A 14,939-nucleotide genomic window follows, 5' to 3' on the forward strand; every position below is an offset into this window, starting at 1 on the left:
GCTTATTGTCCTGCTATCTGATGAAGGGCGGTAATGACCCGATCAAAGTCACTCTCGGTCATGTCCGGGAAGAGCGGCAGTGAGCAGATCCGCTCGCTGTTCCACTCGGTGTCAGGCAGCGTGAGCGTTGGGAAACGTTCGCGATAATATTTTTGCGTATGCGCGGCGCGGAAATGCAGCCCTGTGCCGATGCCTTTCGTTTTCAGCGATGCCATCAGAGCATCCCGGGTAATACCGCAGCGGGCTTCATCGACCCGGATAATGAATAAATGCCAGGCGTGAATATGTTCCCACGACGGAAGGCTCAGAGGCTGAAAAGGCAGGTCTGCCATTGCCTGGTGGTACTGCGCTGCGATGGCGGCGCGGCGAGCGTTAAGCGCATCCAGTTTCTGTAACTGAGCAAGCGCGATAGCGGCGTTGAGATCAGGCAAATTATATTTGTAGCCCGGCGCCAGGACTTCCGCTTGTGGCGCGCGTCCCCCGCTCTGTCGATCCCAGGCATCAACGCCAAGCCCGTGAAACTTGAGACTGCGCAGTTTATCGGCGAATTGCGGGTTATCCGTGACGACGATACCGCCTTCAGCGCAGGTAATGTTCTTAATGGCGTGGAAGGAGAAAATCGCGGTGCCCCTGGCGCCAATGTGGCGACCTTTGTAGCTGGTTCCTGTCGCGTGCGCCGCGTCTTCAATCACTGGAATGCCATAACGCTCGCCAAGAGCGTAAATAGCGTCCAGATCGGCGGGCGCGCCAGCGTAGTGGACGGGGATAATTGCTTTGGTTTGTGGCGTAATCGCGGCTTCGATATGTTCAGGCGTGACCATCAGCGTATCGCGATCGACATCGACCATGACGGGGTTCGCGCCGAGTAAAACGATCATATTTAGCGTAGAAACCCACGTCATTGACGGTGTAATGACCTCGTCGCCTTCACCAATGCCCAGCGCCATCAACGCGATGTGCATACCGGCAGTGGCTGAACTGACGGCAACGGCATATTGATTGCCTGTTAGCCGACAAAACGCCGCTTCCAGTTCCTGATTTTTCGGGCCAGTTGTTATCCAACCTGAGTCCAGTACGGTCTTAACGGCAGCGAGCTCTTCCGCGCCCATCGCCGGACGGGAGAAAGGCAAAAAGTCCGACATCATTTTTCCTTCAGCCATTGAAAGCCGCTTTTCAAATATTTCGGCAATAGAAAAGGGCTTATTTTTTAACGCATTTAGCTGAACCCTACTGGATGAATATTAAATTAACATTAAGAAATTAAGGTGAAGTAAAAAGATAATTTTTAACGGAATTATGCTTTGCTTTCGCCGAAAGTTTAAGGCATTTTATGCATGCCCAAAAGCTGTTTTTATGTTTCTGGCCTGGTCTTCCGTTGCGGAATTTCATTTTAATCGTATTGCTATTAAGTTAGCTGCACTGTCTGCCTGAGAGGTTAATGTGCTGGCATTTACCCTACGCTTTATTAAAAACAAACGCTATCTCGCGACTCTGGCGGGGGCGTTGGTTATTATCGCCGGGTTGACCTCACAACATGCCTGGAGTGGTAACGGTCTACCGCAGATTAACGGTAAAGCGCTGGCGGCGCTGGCGAAGCAGCATCCGGTAGTCGTGTTATTCCGCCATGCCGAGCGGTGCGATCGTTCCGATAATACCTGCCTGTCAGACAGTACGGGGATTACGGTCAACGGTGCGCAAGATGCCAGAGCGCTGGGTAAAGCCTTCAGTGCCGATATACAAAATTACAATCTCTATTCCAGTAATACGGTGCGCACCATCCAGTCGGCAACCTGGTTTTCTGCGGGCAGGTCGCTTACGGTGGATAAAAAAATGATGGATTGCGGCAGCGGTATTTATGCTTCAATCAATACGTTACTGAAAAAGTCGCAGAATAAAAATATAGTCATTTTTACCCATAATCATTGTTTGACGTATATTGCAAAAAATAAGCGCGGCGTAAAGTTTGATCCGGACTATCTTAATGCGCTCGTTATGCATGCGGAAAACGGAAAACTCTTTTTAGATGGTGAATTTGTTCCCGGCTAGCCGCATGTTAAAAGCGTAAAGACAGCCTGAAGCGGCTGTCGTTATTATAATAACCCTTTCAATGCTAATGTGTGGCGTGTCGCTACATTCAAATCATACAGCGCCAGTTCTTCTGGCTTGACCCAGGCGTAGTCCTGAAATTCGTCGTTAATACATATATCGCGATTAGCGGAAACACAGTCGAAGATGAGATAAATCATATAAATCTCTTCTTGTCTGCCATCAGCGTAGGTTTTAACACGGATATCGTCGCGGAAGGTCCATGGCGTAATATCGTTCAGAATCAGTTGTTCGCCGAGTTCTTCCCGAACCTCCCGACGCAGCGCCTCTTCAATGCGTTCGCCCGGCTCGACCCCGCCGCCCGACAGCGCCCACTGACCGGGAAAGACGCCGCGGTTGTCGGCCATTTTGCACAGCAGATAACAGCCATCATTTTGAATTAATGGGCAAACTATAGTTCGTTGACGCATAAGTCGCTTCCTTAAACCACCAGGTCATCAGCTTAACAAATCGTTCTGCGAAATTCTTTGTGAAAAATGGAAGCGATAACGCAGACTGCGTTTTTTGTTAATCCTGTTGATGCAGGCGTCGCCATGTGATGGCGCAATGATGCGGCATGGCGAAAGTAGTATTTCGTTACAATATGTTTTTGGAATGGTTTTTTAGTGCATTGATTCCTCAGCGTCTGGCAGTACAATTCTGCCGTTTTGGGGAGTTTTTCTTTATGTGCTTGCTGGAAAGGGTAAAAATGAAAAAAAGCATATTATTAGGTTTTGCCGGAATGCTGTTCGTTTCTGCATCGGCGCAGGCCATCAGTATTAGCGGCCAGGCGGGCGAAGATTACACCAACATTGGCGTGGGTTTTGGTACGGAATCGACGGGGCTGGCGCTAAGCGGCAACTGGATGCACAACGATGATGATGGCGACGCTGCGGGCGTGGGTCTGGGGCTAAACATTCCGGTGGGACCGCTGCTGGCGACGGTCGGCGGTAAAGGTATTTATACCAATCCGAAAGACAGCGATGAAGGCTATGCGGCGGCTGTCGGCGGTGGGCTACAATGGAAAATCGGCAACAGCTTCCGTCTGTTCGGCGAGTATTATTATTCACCAGATTCGCTGTCCAGCGGTATCGACAGTTATGAAGAAGCGAATGCAGGCGCGCGTTTCACCATTATGCGCCCGCTGAGCATTGAAGCCGGTTATCGTTACCTGAACCTGGCGGGTAAAGACGGCAACCGCGATAATGCGATTGCTGACGGCCCTTATGTTGGCGTAAACGCCAGCTTTTGATGCTAACGGCGCGGCAATCGTCGCGCCATATTCCTCCTGTTCCCGTCATTCTTCTTTCCACGTCATATTCGTCTTTGCGTTATAGTGTTTTCATCATAAGAGCAGGAGAACACAATGCTAAATGTGGAAATGCTATCCACCGGGGATGAGGTGTTGCACGGACAAATCGTTGACACCAATGCCGCCTGGCTGGCTGATTTTTTCTTTCATCAGGGCGTTCCGTTATCACGGCGAAATACGGTAGGCGATAATCTGGACAGTCTGGTCGCTATCTTGCGTGAACGCAGTCAACATGCTGATGTTTTGATTGTTAATGGCGGGTTAGGGCCGACCAGCGATGATTTAAGCGCGCTCGCCGCGGCAACGGCAAAAGGCGAAGGATTAGTACTGCACCAGGCGTGGCTGACCGAAATGGAACGTTACTTTCAGCAGCGTGGTCGCGTGATGGCGTCGAGCAACCGTAAACAGGCGGAACTGCCTGCCAGCGCGGAGTTTATTAATAATCCGGTCGGCACTGCCTGTGGATTTGCGCTACAGCTCAACCGCTGCCTGATGTTTTTCACCCCCGGCGTACCGTCGGAATTTAAGGTTATGGTGGAGAAGGAAATCTTACCGCGGTTACGCGCGCGTTTTTCGCTGCCGGAGCCGCCGCTTTGCCTGCGGTTAACGACTTTTGGACGTTCAGAAAGTGACCTCGCGCAGCGTCTCGATTCACTGCCGTTGCCGCCCGGCGTGACGATGGGGTATCGCTCATCAATGCCGATCATTGAACTGAAATTGACCGGCCCGGCGACGCAACGGGAGGCGATGCTGGCGTTATGGCCAGAGGTCAAACGGGTCGCCGGACAGAACCTGATTTTTGAAGGTACGGAAAATCTGCCGGCGCAAATAGCCCGCCGCCTGCAGGAAAGGCAGTTGAGTCTGACGTTGAGCGAGCAATACACCAGCGGCTTACTGGCGCTACAGCTTTCCCGCGCCGGGGCGCCTGTTCTTGCCAGCGAAGTCGTTCCTTCTCAGGAAGAGACGCTGGCGCAAACGGCGCACTGGACGACAGAACGGCGCAGCAATCATTATGCCGGTCTGGCGCTGGCCGTGTCGGGGCTGGAAAACGAACATCTTAATTTCGCGCTGGCGACGCCGGATGGCACGTATGCCTTACGCGTGCGTTTTAGCGCCAATCGGTATAGTCTGGCAATACGTCAGGAGGTCTGCGCGATGATGGCGCTAAATATGCTGCGCCGTTGGCTTAATGGCGAGGACATTACCAGCGAGCATGGCTGGATAGATGTGGTTGAATCATTGACATCATAATCCCTTTCTCTTATCTGCGATGGGAACGACATCGTGAGCCGGATAAGGCCGCTATGCCATTATCCGGCAATATTATCTGCTTTTTTGTCCAGCCAATTGTACTGAATACAAAGTAATACGTGCGTTAATTCACATTTATATGGTTAACCCTTCCACTCCGTTGGAAGGCGGATAAGCTTTGACGCGCTTCACAATTTTTTCCCTGCTGACCTTTCACACTGATTCCAGTGTCTCAGACTGGAGTCCAATATGTTGGAATCAAGTAAAGTCCCGGCTCTTACTCGCGCAATCGACATCCTCAATTTGATCGCGCGTATTGGCCCATGCAGCGCGGCAATCATTATTGAAACGCTGCGTATTCCAAAAAGCACCGCGTACCTGCTGTTGAATGAATTAAAACGTCAGCGATTTATTAGCCTCGATCATCAGGAGAACTACTGCCTGTGGACTAAGCTCGTTGAATTGTCGGGTCATGCGCTCAGCAAGATGGATCTGCGGGAGCTGGCGCGTCCTCGTCTAACACAACTGATGGATGAAACCGGGCTGCTGTGTCACTTGGGGATCATCGACCACGAAAATGCGTATTACATACTGAAAGTGGAATCCTCATCCACTATCAGCGTGCGCTCGCATGAGGGGAAAAGCCTCTCTCTTTATCGTTCCGGCATCGGCAAATGCCTGCTGGCATGGCAGCCGGCCGCCGTACGCAAAGCCATTATTGAAAAAATGGTATGGGAGCGAGCCACGCTGACCACCATCACCGAGCCGCAACAATTGAATGATGAGCTGGAACGCATTCGCCAGCGTGGATGGAGCTTTGATAACGGGGAGGATTATCCGGATGTCCGCTGCGTTGCCGCACCGGTATTTAATGCCAGAAACGAACTGACCGCGGCAATTTCAGTGGTCGGCACGCGCCTGCAAATCAACGAAGAGAATCTTGATTATTTGGCCGGTAAAGCTATTGCCTGTGCCAAAGATATTTCACGCCTGTTGGGATGGAAAAGTCCCTTCGACTCACTCGCATCTTAAAATGGAGAATATTATGACTCTTCCTAAAATTAAACACGTTCGAGCCTGGTTTATTGGGGGCGCTACCGCAGAGAAAGGGGCTGGCGGCGGGGATTATCACGACCAGGGAGGAAATCACTGGATTGATGACCATATCGCCACTCCCATGAGCAAATATCGCGACTATGAGCAGTCTCGTCAGTCTTTTGGGATCAACGTGTTAGGGACGCTGATTGTCGAAGTAGAGGCGGAAAATGGGCAGACGGGGTTCGCCGTTTCGACAGCAGGGGAGATGGGCTGTTTTATCGTAGAAAAACATCTTAACCGGTTTATTGAAGGCAAATGCGTAAGCGATATCAAACTTATTCACGATCAGATGCTCGGCGCGACCATGTACTACTCCGGTTCCGGCGGTCTGGTGATGAACACGATTTCCTGTGTGGATCTGGCGCTGTGGGATCTGTTTGGCAAGGTGGTTGGGCTGCCGGTTTATAAATTGCTGGGCGGAGCGGTGCGCGATGAAATTCAGTTTTACGCCACCGGCGCACGCCCGGATCTGGCTAAAGAAATGGGCTTTATCGGCGGTAAAATGCCGACTCACTGGGGACCGCACGATGGTGATGCGGGGATCCGTAAAGATGCCGCGATGGTGGCGGATATGCGTGAAAAGTGCGGGCCGGATTTCTGGCTGATGCTCGACTGCTGGATGAGTCAGGATGTGAACTATGCGACTAAACTGGCTCACGCCTGTGCGCCATTTAATCTCAAATGGATTGAAGAGTGTCTGCCGCCGCAGCAGTATGAAGGCTATCGCGAATTAAAACGCAACGCGCCTGCAGGGATGATGGTTACCAGCGGCGAACACCATGGTACGCTGCAATCCTTCCGCACTCTGGCAGAAACCGGCATTGATATTATGCAGCCGGATGTTGGCTGGTGCGGCGGATTAACCACGCTGGTTGAGATCGCCGCGCTTGCCAAATCGCGCGGGCAACTGGTGGTGCCGCACGGTTCGTCTGTCTATTCGCACCATGCAGTTATTACTTTCACTAATACCCCTTTCAGCGAGTTCCTGATGACCAGCCCGGACTGCTCCACCCTGCGTCCGCAATTTGACCCGATTCTCCTGGATGAGCCGGTGCCGGTGAATGGACGCATCCATAAATCAGTGCTGGATAAGCCGGGCTTCGGCGTCGAGCTTAACCGTGACTGTCACTTGAAACGCCCTTATAGCCACTAATAACTCGTGCGTTGCCTTTGTACGGCAACGCCCTCATCCTGTTGAGGATATTGCTATGAGCATCACTTTACTTGACGGCGTAGTGAAGAAAAACCGCGCACGTTTAATTCCTTTTATGTTGGCACTGTATGTACTGGCGTTTCTGGATCGTTCAAATATTGGTTTTGCCAAAGAGACCTATCAGATAGATACCGGGCTAAGTAATGAAGCCTACGCGCTAGGGGCCGGTATTTTCTTTGTGGTTTACGCTTTCCTTGGCGTACCGGCTAACCTGCTGATGCGCAAATTTGGCGCAAGAACCTGGATCGGCACGACTACCCTGCTGTGGGGCTTTCTCTCTGCTGCGATGGCCTGGGCGGATAGTGAAGCAAAATTCCTGATAATCCGCACGCTATTGGGCGCGGCGGAGGCTGGATTTTTCCCCGGCATGATCTATCTCACTTCACAATGGTTCCCGCAGAGTAACCGTGCCAGCATTATGGGGCTATTTTATATGGGCGCGCCGCTGGCGTTAACGTTGGGTTCGCCGCTCTCCGGCGCTCTGCTGGAGATGCATGGTTTTATGGGGCACCCGGGATGGTTCTGGATGTTCGTTATCGAAGGCCTACTGGCGATTGGCGCAGGGATATTCACCTTTTTCTGGCTTGATGACACTCCGCAGCAGGCGCGTTTTCTTAGCCTGGAAGAAAAGAACGCGCTTATCAGGCAACTGGCGAGCGAAGAAGAGAAAAAGGTCACGTCAAGGCTTGCGGATGCGCTGCGTAATGGACGCGTCTGGCAACTGGCTATTATTTATCTGACGATTCAGGTGGCGGTATACGGACTCATCTTTTTCCTGCCGACCCAGGTTGCCGCGCTATTGGGCACTAAAGTGGGCTTTACCGCTTCGGTGGTAACAGCGGTTCCCTGGGTGGCGGCTTTGCTTGGCACATGGCTTATTCCTCGCTACTCCGACCGTACCGGCGATCGCCGTAACGTTGCGGCAGTGACGTTACTGGCTGCGGGTATTGGCATTGGCCTGTCAGGTCTGGTTTCTCCGGTGCTCGCTATTCTGGCGCTCTGTGTTGCAGCAGTAGGATTTATTGCCGTTCAGCCCGTATTCTGGACCATGCCGACGCAGCTACTTTCCGGTACGGCTCTGGCGGCAGGAATTGGTTTCGTTAATCTGTTTGGCGCTGTGGGCGGTTTTATTGCCCCAATTCTGCGCGTAAAAGCGGAAACGTTGTTTGCCAGCGATGCGGCGGGCCTGCTGACGCTGGCCGGAGTCGCCATCATTGGCTCATTAATTATCTTCACGCTGAGCGTTAATCGTCCGGTGGCGCAATCCGGCGCTGCGCATCATTAATCTTATCTACGTTGTAAGGATCGCTATGAACGCATTGTTATCAAATCCTTTTAAAGAAGGATTACGTAAAGGGGATACGCAAATTGGTTTGTGGCTCAGTTCAACCACCTCTTATATGGCGGAGATTGCGGCGACGTCGGGTTATGACTGGTTGTTAATAGATGGCGAGCACGCGCCTAATACGGTGCAGGACTTGTATCATCAGTTACAGGCCATCGCCCCATACGTCAGCCAGCCGGTGATTCGCCCGATCGAGGGAAGTAAAGCGCTCATTAAACAGGTACTGGACATCGGGGCGCAAACGCTACTGATCCCGATGGTTGACACCGCAGAACAGGCGCGCCAGGTCGTTTCCGCTACCCGATACCCGCCGTTGGGGCAACGAGGCGTTGGCGCGAGCGTGGCGCGTGCGGCGCGCTGGGGGAGAATCGACAACTATATGGCACAGGCCAATGAGTCGCTCTGCCTGTTGGTGCAGGTTGAAAGCAAAATGGCGCTGGAAAACCTTGACGCGATTCTGGAGGTTGAAGGCATTGATGGCGTCTTTATCGGTCCGGCAGATCTCTCTGCTTCATTGGGTTACCCCGATAATGCCGGACACCCGGAAGTGCAGCGGATCATTGAAGCGTGTATTTATCGTATTCGCGCCGCCGGAAAAGCGGCGGGTTTTTTGGCGGTCGATCCGGCAATGGCGCAGAAATGTCTGGCGTGGGGCGCGAATTTTGTCGCGGTCGGGGTAGATACGATGCTCTACACCGAGGCGCTGGACAGCAGGTTGGCGATGTTTAAATCTGTTCAGTCAGTAAGCACGGCAAAACGTAGTTATTGAGAAAAATGCCGGATGGCACGTATGCCTTACGCGTGCGTTTTAGCGCCAATCGGTATAGTCTGGCAATACGTCAGGAGGTCTGCGCGATGATGGCGCTAAATATGCTGCGCCGCTGGCTTAATGGCGAGGACATTATCAGCGAGCATGGCTGGATAGACGTGGTTGAATCATTGACGGCATAGAACTTTTAGTGGGAAGGTCTGGCCTTCCCACCCTTATATACTTATAAATTCTTCGCAGAGCATCATTTCAGGATAAGAGCCTAATGGGATAGGCTCTAAGTACTCACCATTACTGGAGACTGTATTCATATATTTGTCGCCGGGTTTGGGTGTTAAATAGTGTTTGTTCCTCTATTGAAAGCGTTAAGAACTTTTCCGCAAAATCTCGTAGTGTGGTAGCAGGATCGTCTTGTCCGGCATTCGATAAGAGTTGAATTGTATGGTAACAAAATAGACCACAGCCGTTGGGTACATTATTTTGTAAATTCATTTCAATAAAATCAATATCTTCTTTTTCTGATATGCCTGCAATTGTTGCTGCTTCTATAATCTCTTGCTTAGTATTTTCATTTAAATCATGATAAGTATTAAATATAAGGCATTTTATTTTTTCTGCAAGTTTATAGAATAAACAGATAAGCCAGTGATCTCCTGTATTTATCAGAAAGACTTCATTTTCAGATAATCCTGATTGAGCCATCTTTTCAAGTAGCTGAGTGCGTAATATATTTTCTTTGGTGGTAGGATGAATAAGCCCAATAGGATAGTTTACCGAGAGAAAAGGTGATTCTTGAACCAGGCCTTGCGTTGCAGCTGCCAGCTCATCTGACGACAACATTCGCGCACTACACCAAAGATTTTCAACTCCTACCTGTTCTTGATCTGTCTGAGCGAACTGGTCGCCCATAATTTTATGTGCTATTCCTATTTTTTTAGAAAGGTCGGTTGTCGCGGAACCGGCCATATAAAGTAATCTGGAAGGGGCATGTAGCTTTTTCCACTCAGTGTTATTTTTTGTTATATCGTTATTGGCGATTTGATGTAATACAAGGCAAGCCTGATTGATTTTTTTGTCTATATCTGGTGATCCCGACCTTTTTCCGCTAAAGAGATCAAAAAGAAATTTCTCAAGTCTATGTCCCAGGTCATCGTTGCGTAACGCAAGATTGCATAACAGATCAATACAATTCTGATCACCGTTCTCTACGGCGCTAAACAACAACGCAAGCGTCTCATCGCTCACCTCTTCTGCATATAAGCTGTGAAATTGCGGTATGCTCAATCGGTAAAGTGAATTTACACATATATTCATTTTGCTCTGTTTCCTGGTAGGTGAAAGTAGCGAATATGATGTAATTTATAATTATTTGTAAAAATATTATTGTTAGTGGGGGATATATTAAATCAGGCATAGACCTGATTTTATTATTATTCACATAACACTCAATTATTATTGGAGATATTCAGTTATCCCCCTCTTTAAAGGAGGCTGGTAACGCGTCGATACAAGAGATATTGCTCTATAAACAGTAACGTCGTTATCTGTCATGCCACCGTGGGTTAGCGGTCATGGTTAACCAAATAGGGCAGGTTATTGCAAAGAGACATCCGCGTTTATACCCAAAATAATCCGTAGCCAACACATAAGCAACTTGAAGTATGAAGGGTATATGTCTGATGGAAAATCGGTCCCGGTTAGTAGGGTAATGGCGCCGGAGGGGCTCCGGCGCTTTTTACTTAGCCGAGCGCCTGGGCGAGTAGCGTAATGGGGTGTTCGCAGCGCTTGCTTGTAGACATCTCAATTTGCCACTTACAGGTTTCACAATCGGTGACGACAATGTCGGCGCCGCTCTCTTCAATCTGGCGGAACAGCGGCGCGCCGATGGACTGTGATGTCGGATAGTTTTCCTTTTTAAATCCATACGTACCGGCAATGCCGCAGCACTGTGAATCAAGTACCGTCAATTCAAGCCCCGGAATTTGCCGCAATAATTCAAGCGTGTAAAGCGTCCAGCCCATTTTTTCCATATGACACGGCGTATGGTAGACCACTTTCAGCGGCAAAGGATTAAGCGGCAGCGTTTTCCCGGCATCCAGTTTGCGCCATAGCCAGCGGGTGGCCAGCTCGATATGTTCGCGCAGCCCGGCGTTGTCCACGTCCAGCACTTCAGGATATTCATCGCGCAACGCAAACGTACAGGTGGATGACGTGGCGATGACCGGAATACCTTTGACGGCAATCGCCTCGCGTAGCGACTCCACATTGCTGATAGCCTGTTTGCGAGCTTTATCCGTAAAACCGTTAGCGATCAGCGGTACGCCGCAACACTTCTCTTTACTCAGTAACTGTACGCCAGTACCCATTGCGTTCAGCACCTTAATCAGATCTTTTCCGAGCTGCGGATGGTTGTAATTCACAAAACAGCCATGGAAAAAGGCGACCTGATCTTTGTATTTAGCCTGCTGCGCCGCCACGCTACGATACCAGCGGCGGAAGGTGCCGAAAGAGTATTTTGGTAAGGTGCGGCGATGATCGATTTTGAGCGCATAATCAAGCAACTGGCGCACTGGCTTTAATGCGGTGGCGGTATTGACCACCGGCGCGAACGGCGTTGAAACGCTGCCCATCAGATCGGTATGGCTGAGAATAAAGTTACGCAATGACGGGCGCGTCGTATCGTATTTCGCGCGGGCGCGCTGGATGATATCGCCAATCTTCACGTCCGATGGACAGGCGACCTCACACCGTTTGCAGTTAATGCAATATTTCAGCGCCTCATCATACAGTGCGCCGTCTTTCAGACGCAGGCGTTCGCCATCCGGTCCGGCCTGTTTAGGGCCAGGGTAGCCAGGATTAACGCGGCTGACCGGGCACGCGGTGGTGCACACCGTACATTTAATACAACTTTCAAAACGTGTGTCGCTCATTGCTGTTCTCCTGCACGCTCAGCGATATGGTGCGCGGCCTGGAGGGCGCTGACTGCGCAGACGCCGCCGCCGCATCCCTCAGCTATAGGATCGAATCCCGCCAGCACAGAACCTATTGCATACAGATTTTCTACCGTGTTGCCCGCAAGGGAGGGGCGGAAAGCGTCATCCGTCACGACGCCAAACTGCTGCCAGGGCTGTGGGTCGAAGAAATGTTGTTGATACCATTCGGCGCGGGTGGCCGTTTGCTGTACGTCGAGCCCTAAAATAGGTTCGCGGATCCCTTCGCGCTCGGCAACCAGACCGCTACTAAAGAAGCTACCGCTGGCAAGTACGGCAAAACGCGGGCGCAGTGGGATATCGGCATGGTTGCGGGTCCATATTTCGCTCACGGTACCGCGACGGCAGGTGACTTTCTTCACTTCATCGCCCGGCATCCAGATGCCGCCCTGACGGACAAACTGGCGCTGGAGTTGATTGTGCAGACGAATACCGAGCACCGATGGCGGCAGCGTCGGCAGCAGCGTGAGCGCGCAGGGCAGACGTTCGTTAAGCCAGCGCCACAGCGTATCGTTCGCCAGCCCGAAACAGGCGGGCATGATGATCATGTCGCAGTTTGTCGCTATTGGCGACAGCGCGTCGTACAGCAGTGGCCATTTTTCTTCGTTATCAAGTAGACGCGCAATATTGACCGCGCGAAATTCCGTCGGGTTATCACGCAGTACGTCCAGTTCCGGAAGGTCGATTTCTGCGGTTTCCACGTTGAGGTCGCGTTGGCGCAGCGACGCTGCCGCAAGGTGCGCCTGGAAATCCAGTAATCCGCTAACGCCGACGACGCAAATTCGCTGTGCGGATAACGGCCAGACCGGTACTTCCGGCGAGCTAAGCCAGGTTGAACGCAATGTGCCAAGCGGCGTGACACGCTGGTGCGCCTGCTGTACGTCGCCGTATAACTGCGCGCCGCTGGCGTTAAGTAGCGTTTGCGCCTGTTGCGCCAGCGTAAGGACTTTTTGCGCGCCTAAACGCGAATAAGGATGTTCAGGTGCCTGGCGGCGCAGCGCATCAAGCCCGGCGGTAATGTCGGTCACCGGTTGGCCGTCGGGCAGGGCGCTGAGCAGATCCAGCGAGCCGGAGGAAAAATGCAGCGCGCTTTGTCCGCGGGTGACGATGGCGCAGCGTAATCCATGCTGCTGGAGTTGCAGTCCGCACAGCAAACCGGCGAGACCGCCGCCCATAATAACCGTATCAAATTTCATCCTGGTGCTCCTTCTCCAGACCGCATAATCCCTGATAAACCCAGCGCGTGAATTCGCTTTCGCGCAGCGCGTCTCCCCAGGCGACAGGTTGTACGCCTTTCCAGCGCTCATTCAGAAATTCAGAGAGTTGCGTAATAGATTGCGCCGCGGTCGTCACATTAAAACGCTGCAATAGCCCGGCCGCGCGGCAGGCGCATAGCTCGCCCTGGCAAGTGCCCATCCCTACGCGGGTGCGACGGCGCAGATCCAGCAGGCTATTCACGGTTAGGTTTTCGACGGCATACTGCACTTCCCCCGCCGTGACGGCCTCGCATTCACAGACCAGGCTACGGTGTTGGCGGCCTTCGCTCAGCCACCCCGGCGTGCGATCGCCATGCCGATAAACCGCCGATCCGCGTAGCGGCGCGGGAAGCGAGATAATGCGTTTCAGCGTATGTTCCGTAGACTCTTTTGAGCCAGGCAACGGCGTATCCGCCGTGATGCAGGGGCGAGTATTGCCCAACTTGCGGCATACGGCGTCGGTCGCCCATTCCGCCATCAGGCGGTAAGTCATTAGCTTCCCGCCGGTAATGGTAATGAAGCCATCAAGCCCGTCGCGTTCGGCGTGGTCGAACAACACAATACCGCGGCTGACGTTACGACCGCTGGGATCGTCATCGCTGGCCACCAGCGGGCGGACGCCGGAATACGCGCGCAGAATACGCGTCTTCGCCATGACAGGGGCCAGTTTTTCCCCTTCACGCAGCAGGATATCGACTTCATCTGCGGTGACGCGGTTGCTGTCTATCTCATTGTAATCAATATGGGTAGAGGTGGTGCCGATCAGTGAAATCGTATCACCAGGTACCAGAATGTCGGCATCCGATGGTTTCCGGCAGCGGTTAATGACATGCTGGTTGATCCGATGGTCCATGATCAACAGCGAGCCTTTCGCCGGGAACATGCGAATACTCAGGTCGGCGTATTCGGCGATCCGTTGCCCCCAGATGCCTGCCGCATTGACCACCACCGGCGCGTGAAGCGTCTGGGTTTCGCCAGTGAGATGGTTGCGCACATGGACGCCGCAGACCGTTGCGCCTTCACGAATGAGCCCGGTCACTTCATGCGCCGTTAACACGATTGCGCCATGTTCTCTGGCATCCAGCATATTGGCGGCGGTAAGGCGGAAGGGGTCCACGGTGCCATCCGGCACTTTTACCGCACCGATGAGCGCAGGGTTAACGGAGGGTTCGATGATGCGAGCCTGCTGCGGATCGATGGCTTCAGCGCGAATGCCTGCCGCTTCACAGGCGCGAATAAAGGTGGCCTGAAACGCAAGATCATCTTCCGGCAACGTAATAAACAGACCATCCGTCGGTTCGACGCAATGGCGGGCGATCCGTTTTAAAATCTGGTTTTCACTAATGCACTCGCGCGCGGATTCCGCGTCGGTAACCGCATAACGAGCGCCGCTGTGCAGCAGTCCGTGGTTACGCCCGGTCGCGCCGGTCGCTATATCATGCCGTTCCACCAGAATGACACGTAAACCGCGCAGCGCGCAGTCGCGGGCGATCCCTGCGCCTGTTGCTCCACCGCCAATGATAATCACGTCACTTGCTTGCGAGTCGCGAGTTTTCATTGTTTTTCCTCACAGTTCGTTTTTTATCATTTAGCCATACAAATCATATGGAATGTTTGATT

14 protein-coding genes are annotated in these 14,939 nt (G+C 52.3%); 8 read left to right on the plus strand and 6 right to left on the minus strand.

Going from position 1 to position 14,939, the window contains the following annotated elements; translation table 11 throughout:
- Positions 1-2 precede the first annotated feature (2 nt).
- Complete coding sequence (arnB, locus tag ACLJZ5_RS18730) at positions 3-1,142, minus strand: UDP-4-amino-4-deoxy-L-arabinose aminotransferase (protein WP_001279284.1); 1,140 nt, start codon at positions 1,140-1,142, stop codon at positions 3-5.
- 298 nt (positions 1,143-1,440) lie between these two features.
- Between arnB and pmrG the strand changes: the two genes are divergently transcribed.
- Positions 1,441-2,046 carry a lipopolysaccharide core heptose(II)-phosphate phosphatase PmrG gene (gene pmrG / locus ACLJZ5_RS18735; protein ID WP_000879258.1) on the plus strand — a complete coding sequence of 202 codons (606 nt, stop codon included), beginning with the start codon at positions 1,441-1,443 and terminating at the stop codon, positions 2,044-2,046.
- Between the two features lie 44 nt (positions 2,047-2,090).
- On the opposite strand, the gene nudI is transcribed toward pmrG, so the two are convergent.
- Complete coding sequence (gene nudI / locus ACLJZ5_RS18740; protein ID WP_024797703.1) at positions 2,091-2,516, minus strand: nucleoside triphosphatase NudI; 426 nt, start codon at positions 2,514-2,516, stop codon at positions 2,091-2,093.
- 278 nt (positions 2,517-2,794) lie between these two features.
- Between nudI and ACLJZ5_RS18745 the strand changes: the two genes are divergently transcribed.
- From ACLJZ5_RS18745 to ACLJZ5_RS18775, 7 genes are all read left to right on the plus strand, one after another.
- Positions 2,795-3,337, plus strand: a complete 543-nt coding sequence (locus ACLJZ5_RS18745) for a YfaZ family protein (protein ID WP_001670658.1) — start codon at positions 2,795-2,797, stop codon at positions 3,335-3,337.
- Between the two features lie 114 nt (positions 3,338-3,451).
- A complete protein-coding gene (locus ACLJZ5_RS18750) occupies positions 3,452-4,648 on the plus strand; it encodes a nicotinamide mononucleotide deamidase-related protein YfaY (protein WP_024797704.1) in 1,197 nt (398 codons plus the stop codon).
- A 249-nt stretch (positions 4,649-4,897) separates the two neighbouring features.
- Entirely contained in the window at positions 4,898-5,680 is a 783-nt protein-coding gene (locus ACLJZ5_RS18755) for an IclR family transcriptional regulator (protein ID WP_000894173.1), read from the plus strand.
- Between the two features lie 13 nt (positions 5,681-5,693).
- A complete protein-coding gene (gene rhmD, locus ACLJZ5_RS18760; RefSeq protein ID WP_001530644.1) occupies positions 5,694-6,899 on the plus strand; it encodes an L-rhamnonate dehydratase in 1,206 nt (401 codons plus the stop codon).
- A 55-nt stretch (positions 6,900-6,954) separates the two neighbouring features.
- Complete coding sequence (locus ACLJZ5_RS18765; RefSeq protein WP_024797705.1) at positions 6,955-8,244, plus strand: MFS transporter; 1,290 nt, start codon at positions 6,955-6,957, stop codon at positions 8,242-8,244.
- A 25-nt stretch (positions 8,245-8,269) separates the two neighbouring features.
- Positions 8,270-9,073, plus strand: coding sequence for a 2-keto-3-deoxy-L-rhamnonate aldolase (gene yfaU / locus ACLJZ5_RS18770; protein WP_024797706.1), 804 nt, complete (start codon positions 8,270-8,272; stop codon positions 9,071-9,073).
- Between the two features lie 5 nt (positions 9,074-9,078).
- Entirely contained in the window at positions 9,079-9,255 is a 177-nt protein-coding gene (locus ACLJZ5_RS18775) for a hypothetical protein (protein ID WP_001112765.1), read from the plus strand.
- A 109-nt stretch (positions 9,256-9,364) separates the two neighbouring features.
- On the opposite strand, the gene sseL is transcribed toward ACLJZ5_RS18775, so the two are convergent.
- The 4 genes from sseL to glpA form a co-directional block, all read right to left on the minus strand.
- A complete protein-coding gene (gene sseL / locus ACLJZ5_RS18780; protein WP_024797707.1) occupies positions 9,365-10,387 on the minus strand; it encodes an SPI-2 type III secretion system effector deubiquitinase SseL in 1,023 nt (340 codons plus the stop codon).
- Between the two features lie 425 nt (positions 10,388-10,812).
- Positions 10,813-12,003: an anaerobic glycerol-3-phosphate dehydrogenase subunit GlpC gene (gene glpC, locus ACLJZ5_RS18785; RefSeq protein WP_001285726.1), complete on the minus strand. Its 1,191-nt coding sequence runs from the start codon at positions 12,001-12,003 to the stop codon at positions 10,813-10,815.
- The gene (glpB, locus tag ACLJZ5_RS18790; RefSeq protein WP_000667152.1) at positions 12,000-13,259 is read right to left on the minus strand and encodes a glycerol-3-phosphate dehydrogenase subunit GlpB; all 1,260 of its coding nucleotides are present in this window, start codon (positions 13,257-13,259) and stop codon (positions 12,000-12,002) included. The genes glpC and glpB overlap by 4 nt, the downstream gene beginning before the upstream one ends.
- Positions 13,249-14,877, minus strand: coding sequence for an anaerobic glycerol-3-phosphate dehydrogenase subunit A (gene glpA / locus ACLJZ5_RS18795; RefSeq protein WP_000857205.1), 1,629 nt, complete (start codon positions 14,875-14,877; stop codon positions 13,249-13,251). The genes glpB and glpA overlap by 11 nt, the downstream gene beginning before the upstream one ends.
- Between the last annotated feature and the right edge of the window lie 62 nt (positions 14,878-14,939).

The organism is Salmonella sp. 5800 (genome assembly GCF_046558195.1).
Classification (GTDB): Bacteria; Pseudomonadota; Gammaproteobacteria; order Enterobacterales; family Enterobacteriaceae; genus Salmonella; species Salmonella enterica.